Source organism: Mesorhizobium sp. USDA 4132 (assembly GCF_056279545.1).
Map to the genome: position 1 here is coordinate 330,954 of NZ_JBWCCP010000001.1, position 18,692 is coordinate 349,645.

21 protein-coding genes and 1 pseudogene are annotated in these 18,692 nt (G+C 61.2%); 9 read left to right on the plus strand and 13 right to left on the minus strand.

The genetic code is table 11. The features are described from left to right. Window positions 1-34: 34 nt before the first annotated feature. A complete protein-coding gene (gene lepA, locus ACZ9IU_RS01625; protein ID WP_038548234.1) occupies window positions 35-1,861 on the minus strand; it encodes a translation elongation factor 4 in 1,827 nt (608 codons plus the stop codon). 81 nt (window positions 1,862-1,942) lie between these two features. Continuing rightward, window positions 1,943-3,196, minus strand: a complete 1,254-nt coding sequence (locus tag ACZ9IU_RS01630) for an MFS transporter (RefSeq protein ID WP_038548237.1) — start codon at window positions 3,194-3,196, stop codon at window positions 1,943-1,945. Between the two features lie 183 nt (window positions 3,197-3,379). Between ACZ9IU_RS01630 and ACZ9IU_RS01635 the strand changes: the two genes are divergently transcribed. From ACZ9IU_RS01635 to ACZ9IU_RS01650, 4 genes are all read left to right on the plus strand, one after another. Then, window positions 3,380-3,946: a helix-turn-helix domain-containing protein gene (locus ACZ9IU_RS01635; protein ID WP_038549956.1), complete on the plus strand. Its 567-nt coding sequence runs from the start codon at window positions 3,380-3,382 to the stop codon at window positions 3,944-3,946. 26 nt (window positions 3,947-3,972) lie between these two features. Next, the gene (locus ACZ9IU_RS01640; RefSeq protein WP_038548240.1) at window positions 3,973-4,494 is read left to right on the plus strand and encodes a GNAT family N-acetyltransferase; all 522 of its coding nucleotides are present in this window, start codon (window positions 3,973-3,975) and stop codon (window positions 4,492-4,494) included. A gap of 108 nt (window positions 4,495-4,602) precedes the next feature. Further along, window positions 4,603-4,992: a hypothetical protein gene (locus ACZ9IU_RS01645; protein ID WP_038548243.1), complete on the plus strand. Its 390-nt coding sequence runs from the start codon at window positions 4,603-4,605 to the stop codon at window positions 4,990-4,992. Between the two features lie 283 nt (window positions 4,993-5,275). Beyond that, complete coding sequence (locus ACZ9IU_RS01650; protein WP_157885206.1) at window positions 5,276-5,749, plus strand: hypothetical protein; 474 nt, start codon at window positions 5,276-5,278, stop codon at window positions 5,747-5,749. 8 nt (window positions 5,750-5,757) lie between these two features. Here the strand turns inward: ACZ9IU_RS01650 and ACZ9IU_RS01655 are convergent, their stop codons facing one another. Then, window positions 5,758-6,540 (minus strand): alpha/beta hydrolase family protein, encoded by a 783-nt coding sequence (locus ACZ9IU_RS01655; protein WP_498956582.1) that lies wholly within the window; start codon window positions 6,538-6,540, stop codon window positions 5,758-5,760. A 203-nt stretch (window positions 6,541-6,743) separates the two neighbouring features. Between ACZ9IU_RS01655 and ACZ9IU_RS01660 the strand changes: the two genes are divergently transcribed. Beyond that, a complete protein-coding gene (locus ACZ9IU_RS01660) occupies window positions 6,744-6,938 on the plus strand; it encodes a hypothetical protein (protein ID WP_498956584.1) in 195 nt (64 codons plus the stop codon). Window positions 6,939-6,953: 15 nt separating this feature from the next. Here the strand turns inward: ACZ9IU_RS01660 and ACZ9IU_RS01665 are convergent, their stop codons facing one another. Next, the gene (locus tag ACZ9IU_RS01665) at window positions 6,954-8,168 is read right to left on the minus strand and encodes an MFS transporter (protein WP_051899991.1); all 1,215 of its coding nucleotides are present in this window, start codon (window positions 8,166-8,168) and stop codon (window positions 6,954-6,956) included. Window positions 8,169-8,204: 36 nt separating this feature from the next. Continuing rightward, window positions 8,205-8,813: a TetR/AcrR family transcriptional regulator gene (locus ACZ9IU_RS01670; RefSeq protein WP_038548249.1), complete on the minus strand. Its 609-nt coding sequence runs from the start codon at window positions 8,811-8,813 to the stop codon at window positions 8,205-8,207. 188 nt (window positions 8,814-9,001) lie between these two features. Here ACZ9IU_RS01670 and ACZ9IU_RS01675 point away from each other — a divergent pair, with 188 nt between their 5' ends. Together ACZ9IU_RS01675 and ACZ9IU_RS01680 are read left to right on the plus strand one after the other, a co-directional pair. Continuing rightward, window positions 9,002-9,172 carry a hypothetical protein gene (locus tag ACZ9IU_RS01675; protein ID WP_167551681.1) on the plus strand — a complete coding sequence of 57 codons (171 nt, stop codon included), beginning with the start codon at window positions 9,002-9,004 and terminating at the stop codon, window positions 9,170-9,172. 202 nt (window positions 9,173-9,374) lie between these two features. Next, window positions 9,375-10,589, plus strand: a complete 1,215-nt coding sequence (locus ACZ9IU_RS01680) for an MFS transporter (RefSeq protein WP_038548252.1) — start codon at window positions 9,375-9,377, stop codon at window positions 10,587-10,589. A gap of 60 nt (window positions 10,590-10,649) precedes the next feature. Here ACZ9IU_RS01680 and ACZ9IU_RS01685 read toward each other — a convergent pair whose 3' ends face one another. The 5 genes from ACZ9IU_RS01685 to ACZ9IU_RS01705 form a co-directional block, all read right to left on the minus strand. Further along, on the minus strand, window positions 10,650-10,871 hold the full coding sequence (locus ACZ9IU_RS01685; RefSeq protein ID WP_038548255.1) for a hypothetical protein: 222 nt from the start codon (window positions 10,869-10,871) through the stop codon (window positions 10,650-10,652). Window positions 10,872-10,912: 41 nt separating this feature from the next. Beyond that, window positions 10,913-11,155 carry a 30S ribosomal protein S21 gene (gene rpsU, locus ACZ9IU_RS01690; RefSeq protein WP_038548258.1) on the minus strand — a complete coding sequence of 81 codons (243 nt, stop codon included), beginning with the start codon at window positions 11,153-11,155 and terminating at the stop codon, window positions 10,913-10,915. Between the two features lie 51 nt (window positions 11,156-11,206). Further along, window positions 11,207-11,494, minus strand: a complete 288-nt coding sequence (locus tag ACZ9IU_RS01695; RefSeq protein WP_038548261.1) for a hypothetical protein — start codon at window positions 11,492-11,494, stop codon at window positions 11,207-11,209. 126 nt (window positions 11,495-11,620) lie between these two features. Continuing rightward, window positions 11,621-11,830, minus strand: a complete 210-nt coding sequence (locus tag ACZ9IU_RS01700; RefSeq protein WP_007770461.1) for a cold-shock protein — start codon at window positions 11,828-11,830, stop codon at window positions 11,621-11,623. A gap of 358 nt (window positions 11,831-12,188) precedes the next feature. Beyond that, window positions 12,189-13,295, minus strand: coding sequence for a TRAP transporter substrate-binding protein (locus ACZ9IU_RS01705; protein ID WP_038548266.1), 1,107 nt, complete (start codon window positions 13,293-13,295; stop codon window positions 12,189-12,191). A gap of 208 nt (window positions 13,296-13,503) precedes the next feature. Between ACZ9IU_RS01705 and ACZ9IU_RS01710 the strand changes: the two genes are divergently transcribed. Beyond that, a complete protein-coding gene (locus ACZ9IU_RS01710) occupies window positions 13,504-13,770 on the plus strand; it encodes a helix-turn-helix domain-containing protein (protein ID WP_080719306.1) in 267 nt (88 codons plus the stop codon). Window positions 13,771-13,827: 57 nt separating this feature from the next. Here the strand turns inward: ACZ9IU_RS01710 and ACZ9IU_RS01715 are convergent, their stop codons facing one another. After that, the gene (locus tag ACZ9IU_RS01715; protein ID WP_038548272.1) at window positions 13,828-14,934 is read right to left on the minus strand and encodes a TRAP transporter substrate-binding protein; all 1,107 of its coding nucleotides are present in this window, start codon (window positions 14,932-14,934) and stop codon (window positions 13,828-13,830) included. A gap of 240 nt (window positions 14,935-15,174) precedes the next feature. On the opposite strand from ACZ9IU_RS01715, the pseudogene mbfA reads away from it, so the two are divergent. Further along, a pseudogene (gene mbfA, locus ACZ9IU_RS01720) lies at window positions 15,175-16,159 on the plus strand (iron exporter MbfA). A gap of 103 nt (window positions 16,160-16,262) precedes the next feature. Here the strand turns inward: mbfA and ACZ9IU_RS01725 are convergent. Then, window positions 16,263-17,843 (minus strand): sensor histidine kinase, encoded by a 1,581-nt coding sequence (locus ACZ9IU_RS01725; RefSeq protein WP_157885207.1) that lies wholly within the window; start codon window positions 17,841-17,843, stop codon window positions 16,263-16,265. A 140-nt stretch (window positions 17,844-17,983) separates the two neighbouring features. Further along, the gene (locus ACZ9IU_RS01730; RefSeq protein ID WP_038548284.1) at window positions 17,984-18,598 is read right to left on the minus strand and encodes a transglutaminase-like cysteine peptidase; all 615 of its coding nucleotides are present in this window, start codon (window positions 18,596-18,598) and stop codon (window positions 17,984-17,986) included. Window positions 18,599-18,692 lie beyond the last annotated feature (94 nt).

Genomic DNA, 18,692 nt, shown 5'->3' on the forward strand with positions numbered 1-18,692 from the left:
CAAACTATATGCGCATAAACGGTCATTGGAAAGCTCAGTCGTCCTTCATCTTCAAGGCCGCAATGAAGGCTTCCTGCGGGATGTCGACCTTGCCGAACTGCCGCATGCGCTTCTTGCCTTCCTTCTGCTTGTCGAGCAGCTTGCGCTTGCGGGTGGCGTCGCCGCCGTAGCATTTTGCGGTCACGTCCTTGCGCATCGCCGAGATCGTTTCGCGGGCGATCACGTTGCCGCCGATCGCCGCCTGGATCGGGATCTTGAACATGTGCCGCGGGATCAGGTCTTTCAGCTTTTCGCACATGTCGCGGCCGCGCTTTTCGGCAGCCGAGCGGTGGACCAGCATGGAGAGCGCGTCGACCGGCTCGCCGTTGACCATGATCGACATCTTCACGAGGTTGCCTTCGCGATAGCCGTGCAGGTGGTAGTCGAACGAGGCATAACCCTTGGAGATCGACTTCAGGCGGTCGTAGAAATCGAACACCACTTCGTTGAGCGGCAGCTCATAGGTGAGCATGGCGCGCTTGCCAACATAGGTGAGTTCGGTCTGGATGCCACGGCGGTCCTGGCAGAGTTTCAGGATGCCGCCGAGATAGTCGTCCGGGGTGAGAATGGTTGCCTTGATCCAGGGCTCCTGGATTTCCGAAATCTTGACCACGTCCGGCATGTCGGCGGGATTGTGCAGCTCGCGCTCGGAACCGTCGGTCATCGTCAGCTTGTAGACGACCGAGGGTGCGGTGGCGATGAGGTCGAGGTCGAACTCGCGCTCCAGGCGTTCCTGGATGATTTCCAGATGCAGAAGTCCGAGGAAGCCGCAGCGGAAACCGAAACCGAGCGCTGCCGAGCTTTCCATTTCGAAGGAGAAGGAGGCGTCGTTGAGGCGCAGCTTGCCCATCGCGGCGCGCAGGTCCTCGAAGTCGGCCGCATCGACCGGGAAGAGGCCGCAGAACACCACCGGCTGGGCCGGCTTGAAGCCCGGGAGAGCCTTGGCGGTCGGGCGCTTGTCCTCGGTGATCGTATCGCCGACGCGGGTATCGGCCACTTCCTTGATCGAGCCGGTGAAGAAACCGATCTCGCCCGGGCCGAGGCTGTCGACGGCCAGCATTTTCGGGGTCAGGACGCCGACGCGCTCGACCTGATACTTGGCGTCGGTGCCCATCATGCGGATGGTCTGGCCCTTGGTCAGCACGCCATCGAGGATGCGCACCAGAACCATGACGCCGAGATAGGTGTCGTACCAGCTGTCGACCAGCAGCGCCTTCAGTGGGCCTTTTTCGCCGAGTTCGCTCTTTGGCGGCGGTAGCTGGTGGACGATCGCTTCCAGCACGTCGGGAATGCCGAGGCCCGTCTTTGCCGAGATCAGCACGGCGTGCGACGCGTCGATGCCGATCACTTCCTCGATCTGTTCGCGGATGCGGTCGGGTTCGGCCGCCGGCAGGTCGATCTTGTTGAGGACGGTGACGATCTCGTGGTTGTTGTCGATCGCCTGATAGACGTTGGCGAGCGTCTGCGCTTCGACGCCCTGGGATGCGTCGACGACGAGAAGCGAACCTTCGCAGGCCGACAGCGAACGCGAGACTTCATAGGCGAAGTCGACATGGCCGGGCGTGTCGATCAGGTTCAGGATATAGGTCTCGCCGTTATTCGCCTTGTAATGCAGGCGCACGGTCTGGGCCTTGATGGTGATGCCGCGTTCGCGCTCGATATCCATCGAGTCCAGCACCTGTTCCGACATGTCGCGCTCGGCAAGGCCACCGGTCGTCTGGATCAGCCGGTCGGCGAGCGTCGACTTGCCGTGGTCGATATGTGCCACGATCGAGAAGTTGCGGATATGGTCAAGCGGAGTGCGGGTGGAATTGGTGCTCATGGTCGCGCATATAGCAGCGCGAATCCCTGCCGCAAAGCGGAAAGATAACCTTTCGTTGAGGATAAAGCCCAGCGGCGTGGGCTATTTGGCGGGCTTTTCGCTCTCCGGACCGGTCATCACGGAGGCGTTCGGAAGCTGGGCGCTTCTGAGCCCGACATTCTCCCGTTCGTCGGCCGGCACGCCCACGCGTTCCTTGAGGCGCCAGATCACGTAAGTCCCATAGGCGATCGCGACCAGGATGACCGCGTAGATGAAGGTGTGCTGGCCGAAAGCCGGGGTGAGCAGCGTCACCCCGAGCGGCACGATGGTCGCCGCCGTCGACCAGGCGACCAAGAGCGTCGAAGAGAGCGGCACGAAATCGCCGGGATCGGCCCGGTCGTTGGCATGCGCATTGGCGACCGAATAGACAGTCTCGACCGCGCCGCCGAAGACGAGGAAGACCAGCATCAGGATGATCATCATCGAGAAGGACACGAACAACGCCGCAGTGCCCGCCGCGACAATCAGCGCGCAGGTGATCAACAGCACGAAACGGCGGTCGATGCGGTCCGACAGCATGCCGAACGGATATTGCACGAACAGCAGGCCGGTCTGCATCACCAGCATCAAAAGCGCGACATCCGTCTGCGCCACGTGGCTGGTGGTGGCGTAGATCGGCACGAAGCCCTGGATCACCATGGAAAGGCCGCCGGACGCGAGCACGCCGATCAGCCCGACCGGAGAGATGCGCCAGGCCATTTTGATATCGACATTGACATTGGCCGGCGCCGGCGGATTGGGCAGACGGGTGAGCCCGATCGGCAGGATGGCGAGCGCGGTGACGAACACCACGGCGAGCGGCGCCAGATTGCCGTCCGTCGGAATGCGGCCGAACAACCAGGCGCCGGCGCCGAGCCCCAGCACGAAGGCCATGTAGAAGAACGACATCGCCCGGCCGCGCCATTCGTTCGAGGCCGCGTGGTTGAGCCAGCTCTGGGCGATGATGAAATTGACGTTGGACGCTGCTCCGTAGACGCCGCGCGCCAAAACCCACCAGATCGGCGGCGGGTTGGTGGCGATCAGCACGGCGGCGATGATCACCATCGCCATCGAGCAGGAGAACAGCCGCGCATGGCCGACCCGGCGGATCAGCGGCCCGCCGACGATGCAGCCGATCAGGCCGCCGAAGGCGAGCGTCGGAACCGCGGCGCTGGCGGCCCAGGATGAACCCGTCTCCGTCAGCACGAAAGGAACATAGGCCGACATGATGCCGCTGCCGATGGCGGCAATCGTCATCGAAACGACGATGCTGGCGATCGACAGGGGCGACGCCGTCTCGGATGTCTGGCCGTTCATCTCGTCCCCCGCAAGCGCGGGCGTTGGCGATTTCCGCCGATTTAAAGCCCGATACTGCTGCATAGCCGATGGACCATGACAGGAGCTATCGCGGAAGCGCCATCGCTTGTAAAATTCGCCAACTCTATCATTTGCGCACTTGATTCCATGATAAGAGAATGCAATTCTCAAATCATGGAAACGATGGATCATGACATCGAAAACGCTATCAGCGAGCGGCTGAAGAGCCTGCGGGCTCGCGCCGATCTGACGCTGGACGAGCTGGCGAACCGCTCCGGCGTCAGCCGTGCGATGATTTCGCGGATTGAGCGGGCCGAGGCGAGCCCGACGGCGGCGCTGCTGGCAAGGCTGTCGGAGGCACTCGGGCTCTCCCTCTCGGCCTTTTTCGCCGATGACGAGCCGCAGGGTTCGCCGCTCAGCCGCCGGGCGGAACAGAAGCTATGGCGCGATCCGCATACGGGTTATCTGCGCCGCTCGGTTTCGCCGCCGGGCACGCCGAGCAGGGTAGATATCGTCGAGGTGGATTTCCCCGCCCATGCGCGGGTCAGCTTTCCGCCGCGCGAGGAGAGCCGGGTGATGACCCAGCATGTCTGGTTGTTCGAGGGTGTGCTGGAGATGGTCATCGGCGAGACCGTCCATACGCTTCATCCCGGCGACTGCCTCTACATGGATATCGGCGCCGCCTTCGACTTCCACAATCCGTCCGACAAGCCGGCCCGGTATGCTGTCATCCTCGACCGCGGCCGCTGAGCATTTTCATCAGGAGATTTTTCAAGATGACCGTCACCATCCGCATCCTCAATGCCGGCGAAACCCGCGCCGCCATCGCCGATCTCTCGGAGATCCTGTCCGACTGCATAAATGGCGGGGCTTCGCTCGGCTTCATGCTGCCCTTCGCGCCGGAGGATGCGGTCGGCTACTGGCAGGAGATTGCCGATGCGGTCGAAAAAGGCGGCATCGTCCTCGCGGTGGCCGAAGTGGAGGGCAAGGTCGTCGGCACGGTGCAGGTGGGCCTTGCCTCGAAGCCGAACCAGCCGCATCGCGGCGACCTGATGAAGCTCCTCGTGCATCGCTCCGCCCGAGGGCTCGGCCTGTCGCGCAGGCTGATGGAGGCGGTGGAAGCGGAAGCCGCACGGCGCGGCCGCACGCTTCTGGTGCTCGACACCGCGACCGGCAGCGAGGCGGAAAAGATCTATCCGCGCTTCGGCTGGGAGCGGGTGGGCGTCATTCCGGATTATGCCATGTGGCCGCAAGGCGGTTTCTGCGCCACCACGCTGTTTTACAAGCGGGTTGCTTGAGGGTCCAAGAAAAATTCATCAGCACGTCCCCCTCCATCTCGATTTATTCTTGCAAATCAGGGCATATGAACGGGCGCCCGTTGATCAGGCGCTATCATAGGGGGCTTTATGTTGATTTTTAATTCGCTGCCGGCCATCCGCCGCGCAGCCCTGGTGGCTTTGACGGCAACCGTCTGCTCCATAGCCGGTCAGGTTATGTCCGCCGACGTCAGCTTCGTGATGCGCAACGAGCATCCGAACGCCGTCGAGGTCGAGCTTTACAGCCAGGACCGCAAGCATGTCTGGCCGGGCGGCAACCAAGTCTATTATCTGGATGACGGCGAATCCAAGCAGATCCACCTCTCCTGCCAGCAGGGCGAGAACATCTGCTACGGTGCCTGGGTCTCCGGCGACAAGCAGACCTATTGGGGCACGGGGCCGAACAACAAGGAAGCTTGCGAAGACTGCTGCTACGTCTGCAGCGGCGGCGAAACCGAGGAAATCAACCTGGTCGAATAAGCGGGATCTGCAACAGGATCGGCCGCGCTGTCGGCCGATCCTTTCGGCTCAGCGGCTTTCTTGAGTGGCCGCAAACGGGGTGATGGCCGCTCGGCCGTCAGCGGGGTCGTCCGTGAACGAGCACACCGTCGATATCGACTATCAAGATTTTCATTGCGCATTTTCCAGATTTGAAAACGGATATAAAACAGGCGCCGCAAGCGAATATGCCGCTTCCACCATCGTCCATCCAGTCGCGGATGATATCGGGAACATGATGCGGGATTTATATAGAATCGGACTATTGGCGTGCCTCTGGCTGAGCCTTGCCGCGGCTGCGGCCGCCGAGGATGCACCGAAATTCGCGCAGTTCGCCGAGAAAGTCTATTCTGGCGCGAGTGCCCCGGTAAAGCTGGTGACGGAGGACGACCGGAGCTTCGCGACCCGGCTGAGGGCAGCGGCGAAACAGCCGGTGAATTTTGCGGGGCATTATATTCTCACGACATGGGGCTGCGGCGCCGAATGCCTGGGCGGCGCAGTCATCGATGCCCGCAGCGGCAAGGTCACCTTCCTTCCCTATTCGGTCTGCTGCTGGGGTGAGGGCGAGCCCTTTTATTACCGCAGCGACAGCCGGCTGATCGTCTTTTCCGGTGTGCTCAACGAGGAAAGCCCGAAGGGCGCGCATTTCTTCGAGTTACGGGATGGCGTGTTTCTGCATGTGACGAGCCGCGCCAAGGACGGCACGGCCCTTTCCGGCATTCCGAAGCCGGCGAAATAGCCTGCCGATCAATCGCCGGCGTTCAACATCTTCTTGAAAGCTGTGATGATCAGCCCAGCCAGTTCGCGATGGATATCGCTGCGCGGCCGGCTGGTGTCGCTGCAGATCGGGTCTGGCTCGCCGACCTTCTTCAGGAATTCCTCGGCGCCAGGTTTGCAGACGGGCAGGAAGCTGAAATGGTCGGCTTTATCGACCTGGGCATAAGTCGCTTTCGAAGCCTTTTTGGCGAGCGCCTCCGAAAGCACGGCGGCCGGGATCTCACCCGCGCTGCCCAGATTGATGAAGGCGAGCGGGATATCGATCGCCCCGATACTATCAGGCTTGAAAGCCTCGACCAGACCGGGATCAACCAGCACCACTCCCGAAATGCGGGCGTCTCGGTTCGACTGCTCGAAGCGGCTGCGGTCGACGCTGTCGAGGTTCAGCGGCTCGACCGCCACCTCTTCGCCGCCGGCAAAACCGCGCCCGCCGAGAAACCAGCGGCAATCCATCATGTCGGAATTGGTCTCGCAATAGTGCTTGTAGGCATCGAGATCGGCACGCGCGCCGGCAAGCTCGATTGCCGTGCTGCCGCCAAGCGAGAAACCGAGCACGCCGATGCGCGTTTTGTCTACCGAAGCCTTGAAGCGCGGATCGGCTGAAAGCGCGGTGATGACGTCCGAGATATCCTGTGTGCGCTCCCAGATTTTAGGCGTGGCCTCCGGCGTGGAATCACCGCTCGTTGTACCGGGGTGGTTGGGGCCGGCAACGATGAAGCCGGCTTTCGCCAGTTCGATGGCGATCCAGCCCATGCCGTCTGCTCTCGTGAGCCCGAACCATGCGAGACGAGTACGATGGGGAACCGGCCGGCTTCGATGGTGGCGTTTCGCGAGGCGGTGGAGTTTTCAAATATTGGGTTTTCGCCGGCGGAGCCGGTCCGGCCGTCACCCTTCGACGGATACCAAACGGTCACTGCCAGCGCGCGGTCGCGGGTGGGTGAGACGACGCTGATCTTTTGGATGCCGACGGGCAGGACATCGCCGGCAAAGGCGGCATCGGCCAGGAACGGACCGATGAAGGGAAGAAGAACAAGAAAGGGAAGTTTCAATCGCATGTGAGCCTCGTCCTGTTTAAAAACGAAGGCTCCTTCCTGGCGTCATGGCGGTCTTTCGGCGACCTCGATCACGTTCGAGGTCGTCCTCGAACGTGATCTTGTCCTATGGCCTCAAGCCCCGGCGCGCTTTTCCGTCAGAAAATAGAGGAAGGCGATGACCGGCAGGGCAAGTCCGAGCGACGAGGCAAGCAGCCAGCCGCCTTCGGCAAAGGCCCAGGCGCCGACGGCGGAGCCGATCGCGCCGCCACAGAAGAAGGTCGCCATGTAGAGGCCGTTGAGCCGGCTTCTCAGGTCCGCGCCGAGATTGTAGATCGACCGCTGGCCGATCACGAGCGTCATCGTTACCCCGAAATCGAGCAGGATGGCGGCAATCGTCAGCAGCGCGAGTGCCACGAGCGAGCCTTCGGGCGCGATATGGGTGATCAGGAAGGCGACGGCGACGGCTCCGATCCCAAAGATCGTCGCGGGCCGGCCGAGATTCCGGTCGGCCAGGCGTCCGGCGATCGGCGAGGCGATGGCGCCGGCCACACCTGCCAGGGCAAACAGCGCGATGCCGGCCTGGCTGAGATGGAAGGCGGGGCCGGCGAGAACCAGCGGCGTCACCGTCCAGAACAGGCTGAAAGTGGCGAACTGGCAGGCCTGGTAGAAAGCGCGACGGCGCAGAACCGGCTGGGTGGCATAAAGGCGCCCCATCGATCCGAGCAGGCCGAAATACGAGAGCTTCGTCTGCGGAATGCGCTTCGGCAGCCGCGCGGCAAGCACGAAGCCGAGCACGATCATCGCCGCAGCCGACAGGAAAAAGACGACGTGCCAGGAGGAGAACTCGGCAACGAAGCTCGAGACCGGCCGGGCCATCATGATGCCGATCATCAGCCCGCTCATGACATTGCCGACCACCCGGCCGCGATTGGCGTCATTGGTCAGGCTGGCGGCAAACGGCACGATCATCTGCACGGCGGTGGAGCCGATGCCAATCGCCAGCGACGCGGCGAGGAACGGGACGGTCGCGGTCGACAGGCCGGCTCCGAGCAGCGCCACGGTGACCGCGCCGATCATGGTGAGGATCAGCCGGCGGTTTTCCAGAAGGTCGCCGAGCGGCACGACCAGCAGCAGGCCGAGGCCATAACCGATCTGGGTCAGTGTGACGATAAGGCCTGTCGCATGCGCCGGCAGACCGATCGAGGCGGCGATCGGACCTGCGAGCGGTTGGGAATAATAGAGATTGGCGGCGATGAGCCCGCAGGCTGCTGCCATGACGAAGGTCATCGCGGCGGACAAGCCGGAGGCGACCGTCGGCGTGGCCATCGTTGCGGTATTGGTGGTCATGGGAAGCTCCTTGGGAGGAAGGATTGCATTGAAAAATCAGTCGAGAAGTTTCATGGCCGCATCGACCACGGAAAAGGCGCGGTCCCGGTTCGGCCCGGTTTTGCCGAGCACTCTCAGGCCTTGTGTCACAGAGAGCAGGACGTGGGCGGTGGCGAGGGGATCGATCGCCGGCGGAATGGAGCCATCCGCCTGGCCTTCGCGGATGAGTGCCTCGATCATGGCTTCAGTCCGGGCCATCGAGCGGCCCACCCGTTCGGCTGCGTCGGCATCGTAGACCGCGAGTTCGATCGCCGTGCCGACGACGAGGCAGCCGCGCCGGCCGTTTTCGCCGTGCGAGGCTTCGGCATAAAAGCGCAGCATGCGGGAAACCTTGTCGCGGCCGTTTGCGCCTTCGGCCAGTTCCTGGTCGAGAAGTGCATTGCGGACCTGCTTATAGCGGTCGAAGCTTGCGAGAAAGATTGCCTTCTTGTCCTTGAACGCCTTGTAGAGACTGCCGGCGGCAAGCCCCATGGCGTCCTTCAGCTCGGAAATCGAGGCCGCGTGATAACCCCTCTCGGAAAAGACGATGATCGCTTTGTCGAGTGCATCTTCGATCTCGAATTCGCGGGGGCGACCCGGCGGACGCCCAGTGCTGTTGATGTCCATGATGTCGGCTTAGTTTGGAAACGATCGTTCCCAAATAGAGGCGTCTTTGCGCTTCGTCAAGGGAAAACCTGGCCGCGGTATATGAAGTTTCGATGTTGGCGGGCGTGCTGGGTCCGACGATTAGCGGGAACACTTGAGGCGCCCGGCGGTTACGTCCCTGTCACCAACCGCAAAAGCTGGAGGCAGGCATGAGCAAGAGTGACGTACAGGAAGCCGTAAAACGCGCCGAACGCCAGGTCGAGAACACCAGTGCCGGCGGCCACCTCGGCGGCACCTATTACGGCCAGAACCCGGACGGCAAGACGGCATCCACCAATACCAATGTCGGCAAGAACCGTCCCAACACCGGCAGCAGCTAGACGTCACCACCATCAAGGGATTTTGGAGAGCCCCGCCGCGTGCGGGGCTTTTTTGTTCTATGATCCAAAAATCCGGTTGCGAAAAAAAATCGGTCGGCTCTGTCGGGAGAGAAGGGGCCCGGCCGTCCTTGGTTCAAGGATGGGCATGGCGATGCTGCGCATGCCGTCCGGATTTCGGAACCTGTGACATAGGGGAGTAGACATGAGTAGCAATTATCGTTGGGTGATCGTCGCTGCCGGCGCCTTGATGGGCTGCGTCGCCGTCGGCACGATGTTCTCGCTGGCCATCTTTCTGGAGCCGATCGCCAGGGCGACCGGCTGGTCCCATGCGGGCATTTCGAGCGCCATGACGCTCAATTTCGTCGTCATGGGCCTCGGCGGCTTCATGTGGGGCACGTTGAGCGACCGTTTTGGCGCACGCGTCGTCGTGCTGATCGGAGCAGTGCTTCTTGGCCTTGCGCTGGTGCTCGCCAGCCAGACACAGAGCCTGATTGCCTTCCAGCTGATCTATGGCTGTCTGGTCGGGCTTGCCGCAAGCGCCTTTTTCGCGCCGATGATCGCCGTCACCATGTCTTGGTTCGACGAGCATCGCAGCCTCGCTGTTTCACTGGTATCGGCCGGCATGGGCATGGCGCCGATGACCATCTCGCCCTTCGCCCGCTGGCTGATCACCGCCTATGACGACTGGCGCATGGCGATGCTCTTCATCGGCATCGGCGCCTGGATCTTGCTGCTGCCGACGGCCTTTTTGGTCCGCAATCCGCCGGCCGTGGCGGCTGCGGGCGGCACGGCCTCCGAACCGCAGGCAGAAGGTGCCGGCATGCCGCTGTCGCGGGTGTTCCGCTCGCCGCAATTCCTGGTGCTCGGGTTTACCTTCTCCGCCTGCTGCGCTGCCCATTCGGGCCCGATCTTCCACATGGTGAGCTATGCGATGTTCTGCGGCGTGGCACCGATGGCGGCCGTCAGCATCTACAGCGTCGAGGGCGCGGCCGGTCTCGGCGGCCGTATTCTGTTTGGCGTGCTGGCTGACCGGCTGGGCGTCAAGCCGGTGTTGATCGGCGGCCTGATGATCCAGGCAGCCGTTATCGCCGCCTACACGATGGCAAGCGATCTCAGTCAGTTCTACATGTTGGCGGTGATCTTCGGCGGCACCTATGGCGGTGTCATGCCGCTCTATGCGGTGCTGGCGCGCGACTATTTCGGACCGAAGATCATGGGTACCGTGTTCGGCGCGGCGACCATGCTCTCGAGCCTCGGCATGGCCTTCGGACCTCTCGCCGGCGGCTGGGCCTTCGACCATTTCGCAAATTATGACTGGCTGTTCTTCGGTTCGGCGCTGGTCGGTCTCGGGGCAGTGGCGATCGCTCTCGCCTTTCCGCCGCTGCCACGCCAGCCGGCGCAGCTTCAGGCCGCTTGAGCGGCTCACATATGCTGAGCCACAAAGCAAAAAGCCCGGAAAATTCCGGGCTTTTGAAATTTAGTGATCTGCCGGGGCCTTTCGGCCCTTGGCTCGAACCGGGGCCGGAGCAGGCTCCGCCGCTTCGCGTTCAAGACGAAGCTGCCTCAGTTTCTCGGTTTTCTTTTCCCGCTGGGTCGCTTCCGCCGAAATGATGGAGCGCGCGGTGTGATCTGTCGCGGCAGCTTTGTCACGCGCGGAAAGCTTGGTGGGATTGAAGAATTCGTCCTTGGTTGCGGCCATAATATCCTCCTTCCTGATGGGATGTCCGTGCGGTCGACAAATTATCCGCGCGCCGGACGGACCACTTTCTTGGGAGCCGGCAGGAGGCCTTCGCGCTGCATCTTCTTGCGCGCCAGCTTGCGGTAACGGCGAACGGCTTCAGCCTTTTCGCGCACCCGCTTTTCGGAGGGCTTCTCGTAGGCGCTGCGCGCCTTCATCTCGCGGAAGACGCCTTCGCGCTGCATCTTCTTCTTCAGCACCCGGAGTGCCTGCTCGACATTGTTGTCTCTGACTAGAACCTGCAAACTAAATCCTTTCCATTGCGGGCAGATCCCGCGTTCGATCAAGATGTTGAATTACTTGCCGATACGAATGCTCGACGGCTTCAGCCAAGGTCCGGCTGGGGCGGCGTCGGAAGCCTCGTCCTTCTTGGTGGACGATGCGGTCTCGGAAGTGTCGATATCACTTTCGACGATCCGGCGCTCGAAATTCTCGCTGCCGAAACGTACCCGGTATTGGTTTTCGCCTCGGTCGGCTGCCGGCAAAAGGCCCACGACGCGGCATGTCCGGTCGCCAGTGGCGGTCCGGGTAAGGCCTGCCTTGAGGACGATGTTATCGCCTATGGCATAGACATTTGCGCTCATCGTGGTCTCCTTGAACCGGCCAAAAGCCGGGGCAAAACAAAAAGGCCGGGCGTTACCCCGACCTCTTCCCGTCATTCAAGCCGTCGCTGCCAGTACTTCCGTGGTCAGCCGAGGCGAATGACATCCTTATGCGGCCCGGAGGTTGTCGGCCGAGCTCTTGCCGGACTTGCGGTCGCGAACGATCTCGTAGGAGATCTTCTGACCTTCCGTCAGGGAAGACATGCCGGCACGTTCGACAGCCGAAACGTGAACGAAAACGTCCGTCGCGCCGTCATCAGGCTGAATGAAGCCGAAGCCCTTGGTGCTATTGAACCACTTTACGGTGCCAGTATTCATAACGATTTCCTTTCAATCGTTAGAGATTGCGGACAGTATTCCGTCCGCTTTGATCGATATTTGAGAGGAAATCTGACTGAGCACCAGGCCCGTGAACAAAGGTCGCAAGCAATTTTCGATAGCGTCAATATAAGCTTTATCCGTTGATAATCAATGCTGCCACGGAGATTTAATTTTCCGGGCGCTCAACGGCGATGCCGATTTTCTCAATCAACGACATGATTTTACAGTGCAATATCGAAATTAGCAACCGCTTTGGCCGGCTCGGCGACCGATTCTGAAGCGTCGGCAGCCGGCTTTCGAACTCCACGCCCGGAGGATCGCTCCGGGCGTGGCGCATGTCACTACGACGATCTGGTCAGAGCGTGCCGGCGCGCTGCTGCGTCATCATATAGGTGTCGTAGGAATATTCGGCGATCTGCGCCCAGAGATAAGCGTCCTTCTTGAAGGCCTGCTGGCTGTCGTAGATCTTCTTGAAGGCCGGGCTCTTGGCCGAGAGGTCGGCATAGGTCTCCATTGCCGCCTTGAAGCAGACATCCATGATCTCGCGGCTGAAGGCTTTCAGCACCGCGCCTTCGGCAACCAGCTTCTTCAGCGCCGTGGCGTTGTGGGCGTCGTAATTGGCGAGCATGCTCATGTTGGCCGCGGCGCAAGCGTCGGTAACGATCTGCTGATAGCTTTTCGGCAGGCCCTTGAACTTTTCCAGGTTGAAGAAGGCATGCATGGCCGGCCCGCCTTCCCACCATGCCGGATAATAATAATATTTGGCGACCTTCACGAAACCGAGTTTCTGGTCGTCATAGGGACCGACGAACTCGGTGGCGTCGATCGTGCCCTTCTCGAGCGCTGCATAGACGTCGCCGCCGGCGATCTGCTGCGGAGTGACGCCGACCTTTTGCATCACCTGGCCCGCCAGGCCCGCAATCCGCATCTTCAGGCCCTTCAGGTCATCGATCGTGTTGATTTCCTTGCGGAACCAGCCGCCCATCTGGGTGCCGCTATTGCCGGCGGGCAGGGCATAGAGATTGCGCGGGGCCAGGAACTCGTTGATCAGGTCGTTGCCGCCGCCTGCCGTGAACCAGGCATTGGTCATGCGGGCGTTGAGGCCGAAGGGAATGGCGGTACCGAGCGCAAACGCCGGATCCTGGCCGATGTAATAATAGGAGCAGGTATGGGCCATCTCGACGGTACCGTTGGCAACCGCGTCTGCGGCCTGTAGCGGCGGCACGATTTCGCCGGCCCCGAACGTCTGGATTGTAAACTTGCCGTCAGTCGCGTTCCTGACGCTGTCGGCGATCTGGTTGGCGGCGTTGAAGATGATGTCGAGGCTCTTCGGGAAGGAAGAAGTCAGTCGCCAGTTGACCCTGGGGCTTTCCTGGGCAATCGCCGGGGCGGCAAGCGCGGTTGCGGCAGCGGCGCCGACCCCGGCCGTGGCGGCCTGCTTGAAGAAACGTCTGCGGTCCATGGAATCCTCCTCAAAGCGAAAAGTGCGCGGCCAGTCCGGGCCCTGTCGATTTCGCTCATAATCCTTTCATTTCGGGAACGGCAAGGAAATTCCAAAAAGTCGCACTGGTGCCCGGCCAACACCAAGCCGACCGGGCAATTGCGCGCGCGAAGTTCGTATTCACCATGGAAGAGTTTGGTCGTCGAACGAATTGGCGCGGGTTGCCGGCATGAGTGTTTCGGTCTTTCACCGCCACTTCAAGGACGTGACTGCCATGAGCCCGATCCAGTACCAGAAGAGCATCCGCCTGCACGAAGCACGCCGCCGGCTGCTGGCGGAAGCGGGCGATACGGCGCGGGTCGCCTTTTCAGTGGGATACGAAAGCGTAACCCAGTTCAGCCGCGAATATTCCCGACAGTTCGGCGCATCGCCAGCCCGCGATGTCGGACGCCTGCGCGACCGGATGGCTGGCGATATCGAGCTGGTCGAAGGCTGATAGACAAAAAAGCCCGAAACGATGCTCCGGGCTTTTGATATTGCGAACGGATGCTGTTTACAGCGTGCCCTTGCGCTGCTGCACCATCATGAAGGTGTCGTAGCTGTATTCGGCGATCTGGTTCCAGAGATAGCCTTCCTTCTTGAAGGCCTGCTGGCTGTCGTAGATCTTCTTGAAGGCGGCGTTCTTGGCGTTGAGTTCGGCATAGACTTCGAGCGCAGCCTTGTAGCTGGCTTCGAGGATTTCCGGGCTGAACGGCTTCAGGACCGCACCTTCCGAAACAAGCTGACGCAGCGCCTTGGCGTTGCTGGTGTCGTAGCGGGAAAGCATGTTCTGGTTGGCATTGGCGCATGCATCCTTGATCATGCGCTGGTAGCTCTTCGGAAGGGCGTTGAACTTTTCCTTGTTCATGAAGGCGTGGACGGCCGGTCCACCTTCCCACCAGGCCGGATAATAATAGTACTTGGCGACCTTCACGAAACCGAGCTTCTGGTCGTCATAGGGACCGACGAATTCGGTGGCGTCGATCGTGCCCTTTTCGAGCGCTGCATAGACATCGCCGCCGGCGATCTGCTGCGGCGTGACGCCGAGCTTCTGCATCACCTGGCCTGCGAGGCCGGCAATGCGCATCTTCAGGCCCTTCAGGTCTTCGATCGTGTTGATTTCCTTGCGGTACCAACCACCCATCTGGGCGCCGGTATTGCCGGCCGGCAGCGCGAAGAGATTGTAGCTGCCCAGGAAGTCGTTGAGCAGCTCGTTGCCGCCGCCGACCGAGAACCATGCATTGGTCTGGCGGGCGTTGAGACCGAACGGAACGGCGGTACCAAGCGCAAACGTCGGGTCCTTGCCGATATAATAATAGGCGCAGGTATGCGCCATTTCGACAGTGCCGTTGGAAACGGCATCCGCGGCCTGCAGCGGCGGTACGATTTCGCCGGCGGCGAAGGTGTGGATCGTGAAGTTGCCGTCCGACGCTTCCTTGACGCTTTCGGCGATGTCAGTGGCCGCGGACCAGAGAATGTCGGTATTCTTGGTGAACGACGAGGTCATCCGCCAGGTGATCTTCGGGGATTCCTGGGCAATTGCAGGCGCTGCGAGCGCGGTCGCTGCGGCGGCGCCCACGCCGGCGGTCGCGGCCTGCCGGAAGAAGTTTCTGCGGTTCATGGGATCTATGCCTTCTAAACTTTGGGAGGTGCCCGGATTTTGGCCCGCGCGGTGCAGCTCATAGTCCTTTCGTTTCGGGAACGGCAAGAAAAAAATCCAGAAGATTACGCTGCGCCGCAGTAAACCTTTCCGGATATTGCGCGACGCCTTCCCGCTGTCTTTCGATCGCGGGGAGGCAGAAATTTCTTGAAGTTTTCAGGCAGGGCTTTAATTTAGAACAATTCTAATAAGAGGTTTTTCATGCTCGCCCGTCTCCTTTCCAGTTCCAAGCGCCCATTCGCCTCACTCGACGAGAAGGAAATCCTGGCGCTCGCCATCGCTTCGGAAGAGGAGGATGCGCGGATCTATCTCGCTTATGCGGACAATCTCAAGGATCAGTTTCCCGCATCTGCCAAAGTGTTCGAAGACATGGCGGAGGTCGAGCAGACCCATAAGAACATGCTGATCGACATGTTCCGCTCACGCTTCGGCGAGCGCATCCCGCTGATCCGCCGCGAACATGTGCGCGGTTTTTATGAACGCAAGCCGGATTGGCTGACCCGCAACCTGTCGCTCGACACCATCCGGGAACAGGCGGAAGCCATTGGAGCAACAGGCTTTCCGGTTTTATACCGAAGCGGTAAAGCAGGTTTCCGACGCCTCGACGCGACAGCTGCTCGGCGATCTGGCGATTGCCGAGCAGGGGCACGAGGATATCGCCCGCATGCTCGGCGACAAGCACGTGACCGACGACGTGAAGACCGAGGAAGACGAGACCGCCCGCCGCCAGTTCATCCTCACCTACGTGCAGCCGGGTCTCGCAGGATTGATGGACGGCTCGGTCTCGACGCTGGCGCCGATCTTCGCAGCGGCCTTTGCGACGGGCGACACCTGGTCGACCTTCCTGATCGGCCTGTCGGCCTCGGTCGGTGCGGGCATTTCCATGGGCTTTACCGAAGCCGCCCACGACGACGGCAAGATTTCCGGACGCGGTTCGCCGATCAAGCGTGGGTTTGCCTCCGGCATCATGACGGCGCTCGGCGGCCTCGGCCACACGCTGCCCTATCTCATTCCGCATTTCTGGACCGCGACCATCGTCGCCGCGATCATCGTCTTCTTCGAACTCTGGGCGATCGCCTTCATCCAGAACCGCTACATGGAAACGCCGTTTCTGCGGGCCGTGGTCCAGGTGGTGTTCGGTGGATCGCTGGTGCTCGCCGCAGGCATTCTGATCGGGAATGGGTGAAGCACGAAGGCTGAACGTCCTGAGCCCAAAGCGAAGGGCCGGGATCCGGTGCGGCACACTCCCGAAGCTCAAACGAGTAGCCTGAAGTCTGCTGGGAAGAGCCTCACGCCGCCTGTTGCGGCGCCCTGACCCGGGGTACCTCGAGCGAAAACACCGCGCCGCCGTCGTTGTGGGTGGTAAAATGCCCCCCGAGCTGTTTGACGAAATTGGCAATCAGTTTGCTGCCCATGCCGCCGGTCCGATTGAAGGCCTCGATGCCCGGCCCGTCGTCGCGGATGACGAGGCTCAGATTGTCGCCGTCTTCGCCGAGTTCGACGGAAAGCTTGCCGCTCTGACGACCGACAAAGGCATATTTGAACGAGTTGGAAACGACCTCGTTGATGATCATCCCAAGCGGCAAAGCCTGTTCGCGATCGACAGTGAGTGCCTGCAGCCTGAGATTGAGCACGACAGGCGTCTCATAGCCCGAGGCGATGTCGTTGATCAGCTTGGTGGCATAGGGCGCCACCTCGACCTGTTCGAACTGGTCGTTCTGGTAAATCTGCTCGTGCACGGCGATCATCGCCGCGATACGCCTCGTCATGTCGTCGCGCGCATCGACCGGTAATGCCTGCAGCCGCACGAGCGCCAGCACCGCCTGGAGATTGTTCTTCACCCGGTGATGAATTTCCCGCAGCAGGAAGCGGTTGCGCTCCACCGCCTGCTCCAGTTCCTCGTTGCGGACGGCGGTCCGGTAGAGAAGGCGGTTGATCCAGAAGGCGCCGAGGACCAGCAGTGCCATCAACGGCAGCATGACCAGCGCGTCGGAAAAGAGATTGCGCCAGAACTGGTCGAGAATTTCCTGCCGTGCGATTGCAGCAAGGGCGATGAGCGGCCATCCGGAGACCTTCCAGAAGGCGACGATGCGGGCATGACCGTCGATCGGCGAGACCGGACTGTGGTAGAAGCCGGAGGACATTTGACGCGTCATCGGGTACCACGCGGTCGTGCTGAGGTCGATCGGGCGTGTTGCCGCCGGCCGCCGGGCGATCAGCCACCCGTCATCCCTGATGATCAAAATCGTGGAATTCGGCCCAAGCCCCATCGAGGCCCAGAAGCCGTCCAGGCTCTCGTTCGGGATGGTAATGCTGGCGACGCCCCGGAAAATCCCGTTCCGGTCGATCCGCCGTGCGACGGTGAAGGATGGCTTGCCGGCACGTTCGTTGTCGAGCAGCCGGGTGAATGTCAGTTCCTGGCCATCCCTCAGCCTCGCGAAAAAGGCGCGTTCGTTCTGACTGTCGGATATGCTTCCAAGGGCGTCCCCGCCGGCGCTGGAAAAGCGGACGACGCCGGCATCATCGAGAAGCGAATACTGAAAACCGGCCGGCAGTTGGCCGACAGCCCGCAACAGGTCGGCCGCAAGATTGGGTGAGGCATCGATGGGTCTGTCGCCCACCTCGGTTTCGATGCGCCGCAGGGCCTGGTCGCTCGCCTCGATCATCCACTCGAGGTGGGCCGCGACAACATGCGCAGACGAGAGGGCGCGGGCTTCGCCTTCCTTCAGGGCGTTCCGGTAGTTTTCGAGGACAATAAGGCCGGCGACCGTTAGCAGGACAAGGGCAAACACACCGGTCAGCAGGATCGGGAGGGCAGGCCTCGTTACACGGGCCGCGCGTGGCAAACCTGTTTTCACCTCGTCACGCACAACCCGCTCCGGTTTCAGAGATTCCCTCCTAGCAGGTTGGCTGCATTGAGGAAATGTCTTCCGATATGCCGATACCAAAAACATTCGCCCGCAGCCTCTATGGTTGCAGGCGAATATTAACTTGTACTTAAGTGTGTGACTTATTTCAACGCGCCGACCAGCAGGTCGCGGCCGTTTTCGATGGTGACCCAACGCCCCGTGTTGAACGAGGCCTGACGCTTCAGGAAGGTGTAGGGCGTCGCAAACCAGGGCTTCACCTCGTTATCGAGGTTGTCCAGGATGAAGTCGCCATCGGACGTGCGCAATGTAAGCACCGCATGGCCTTCGCCGTCCGGCTTGCGGACGACGGTCATCAGAAGGTCGGAAAGGGCAAAGCCTTGAGCGGCAAGTTCCTTGCGCTTTTCGAGTGCATAGTCTTCGCAGTCGGCGAAATTCGTCGGATAGCTCCAGACCTCTTCGCGGCCGTAGACTTCCCGGTCGGTCTTGGCGATGTAGCGGGCATTCACGGCCCGGTTGATCTGACGGACTGTAGCCCAGCCTTTGGCGCTGACTTTGGGGGAAGGAGCGGAACGGCTCTTGATCGAACATTCCGCCGCATATTTCTGGCAGAATTCGTAATGGCCGATCGGCTGGGAGGTGACGGCGCCCGTGACCATGGCGGCCATCGGTCTTGGAGCCGGAACTGCAGCACTCACTGGTACAAGTACGCTAACTAGGATCACGGCGAAACGCCGCGCCTGCAAGGCTATCTTCATGGACCCGTCCCTTCAAATCCTAATGAAAGGTTAAGGGCGGACGGGAGAAAGAGTCAATCGATGACTTTTGTTAACGGGTCACCGTTCGCATTAT

Coding starts and splice junctions, on each gene's coding strand:
- ACZ9IU_RS01710 (WP_080719306.1), top strand. CDS start 13,504: ATGAGTGTTTCGGTCTTTCACCGCCACTTCAAGGACGTGACTGCCATG.
- ACZ9IU_RS01700 (WP_007770461.1), bottom strand. CDS start 11,830: ATGAATACTGGCACCGTAAAGTGGTTCAATAGCACCAAGGGCTTCGGC.
- ACZ9IU_RS01630 (WP_038548237.1), bottom strand. CDS start 3,196: ATGAACGGCCAGACATCCGAGACGGCGTCGCCCCTGTCGATCGCCAGC.
- ACZ9IU_RS01635 (WP_038549956.1), top strand. CDS start 3,380: ATGGATCATGACATCGAAAACGCTATCAGCGAGCGGCTGAAGAGCCTG.
- ACZ9IU_RS01645 (WP_038548243.1), top strand. CDS start 4,603: ATGTTGATTTTTAATTCGCTGCCGGCCATCCGCCGCGCAGCCCTGGTG.
- ACZ9IU_RS01665 (WP_051899991.1), bottom strand. CDS start 8,168: ATGACCACCAATACCGCAACGATGGCCACGCCGACGGTCGCCTCCGGC.
- ACZ9IU_RS01670 (WP_038548249.1), bottom strand. CDS start 8,813: ATGGACATCAACAGCACTGGGCGTCCGCCGGGTCGCCCCCGCGAATTC.
- ACZ9IU_RS01695 (WP_038548261.1), bottom strand. CDS start 11,494: ATGAGCGCAAATGTCTATGCCATAGGCGATAACATCGTCCTCAAGGCA.
- ACZ9IU_RS01715 (WP_038548272.1), bottom strand. CDS start 14,934: ATGAACCGCAGAAACTTCTTCCGGCAGGCCGCGACCGCCGGCGTGGGC.
- ACZ9IU_RS01640 (WP_038548240.1), top strand. CDS start 3,973: ATGACCGTCACCATCCGCATCCTCAATGCCGGCGAAACCCGCGCCGCC.
- ACZ9IU_RS01655 (WP_498956582.1), bottom strand. CDS start 6,540: ATGGGCTGGATCGCCATCGAACTGGCGAAAGCCGGCTTCATCGTTGCC.
- ACZ9IU_RS01705 (WP_038548266.1), bottom strand. CDS start 13,295: ATGGACCGCAGACGTTTCTTCAAGCAGGCCGCCACGGCCGGGGTCGGC.
- ACZ9IU_RS01675 (WP_167551681.1), top strand. CDS start 9,002: ATGAGCAAGAGTGACGTACAGGAAGCCGTAAAACGCGCCGAACGCCAG.
- ACZ9IU_RS01730 (WP_038548284.1), bottom strand. CDS start 18,598: ATGAAGATAGCCTTGCAGGCGCGGCGTTTCGCCGTGATCCTAGTTAGC.
- ACZ9IU_RS01685 (WP_038548255.1), bottom strand. CDS start 10,871: ATGGCCGCAACCAAGGACGAATTCTTCAATCCCACCAAGCTTTCCGCG.
- ACZ9IU_RS01680 (WP_038548252.1), top strand. CDS start 9,375: ATGAGTAGCAATTATCGTTGGGTGATCGTCGCTGCCGGCGCCTTGATG.
- lepA (WP_038548234.1), bottom strand. CDS start 1,861: ATGAGCACCAATTCCACCCGCACTCCGCTTGACCATATCCGCAACTTC.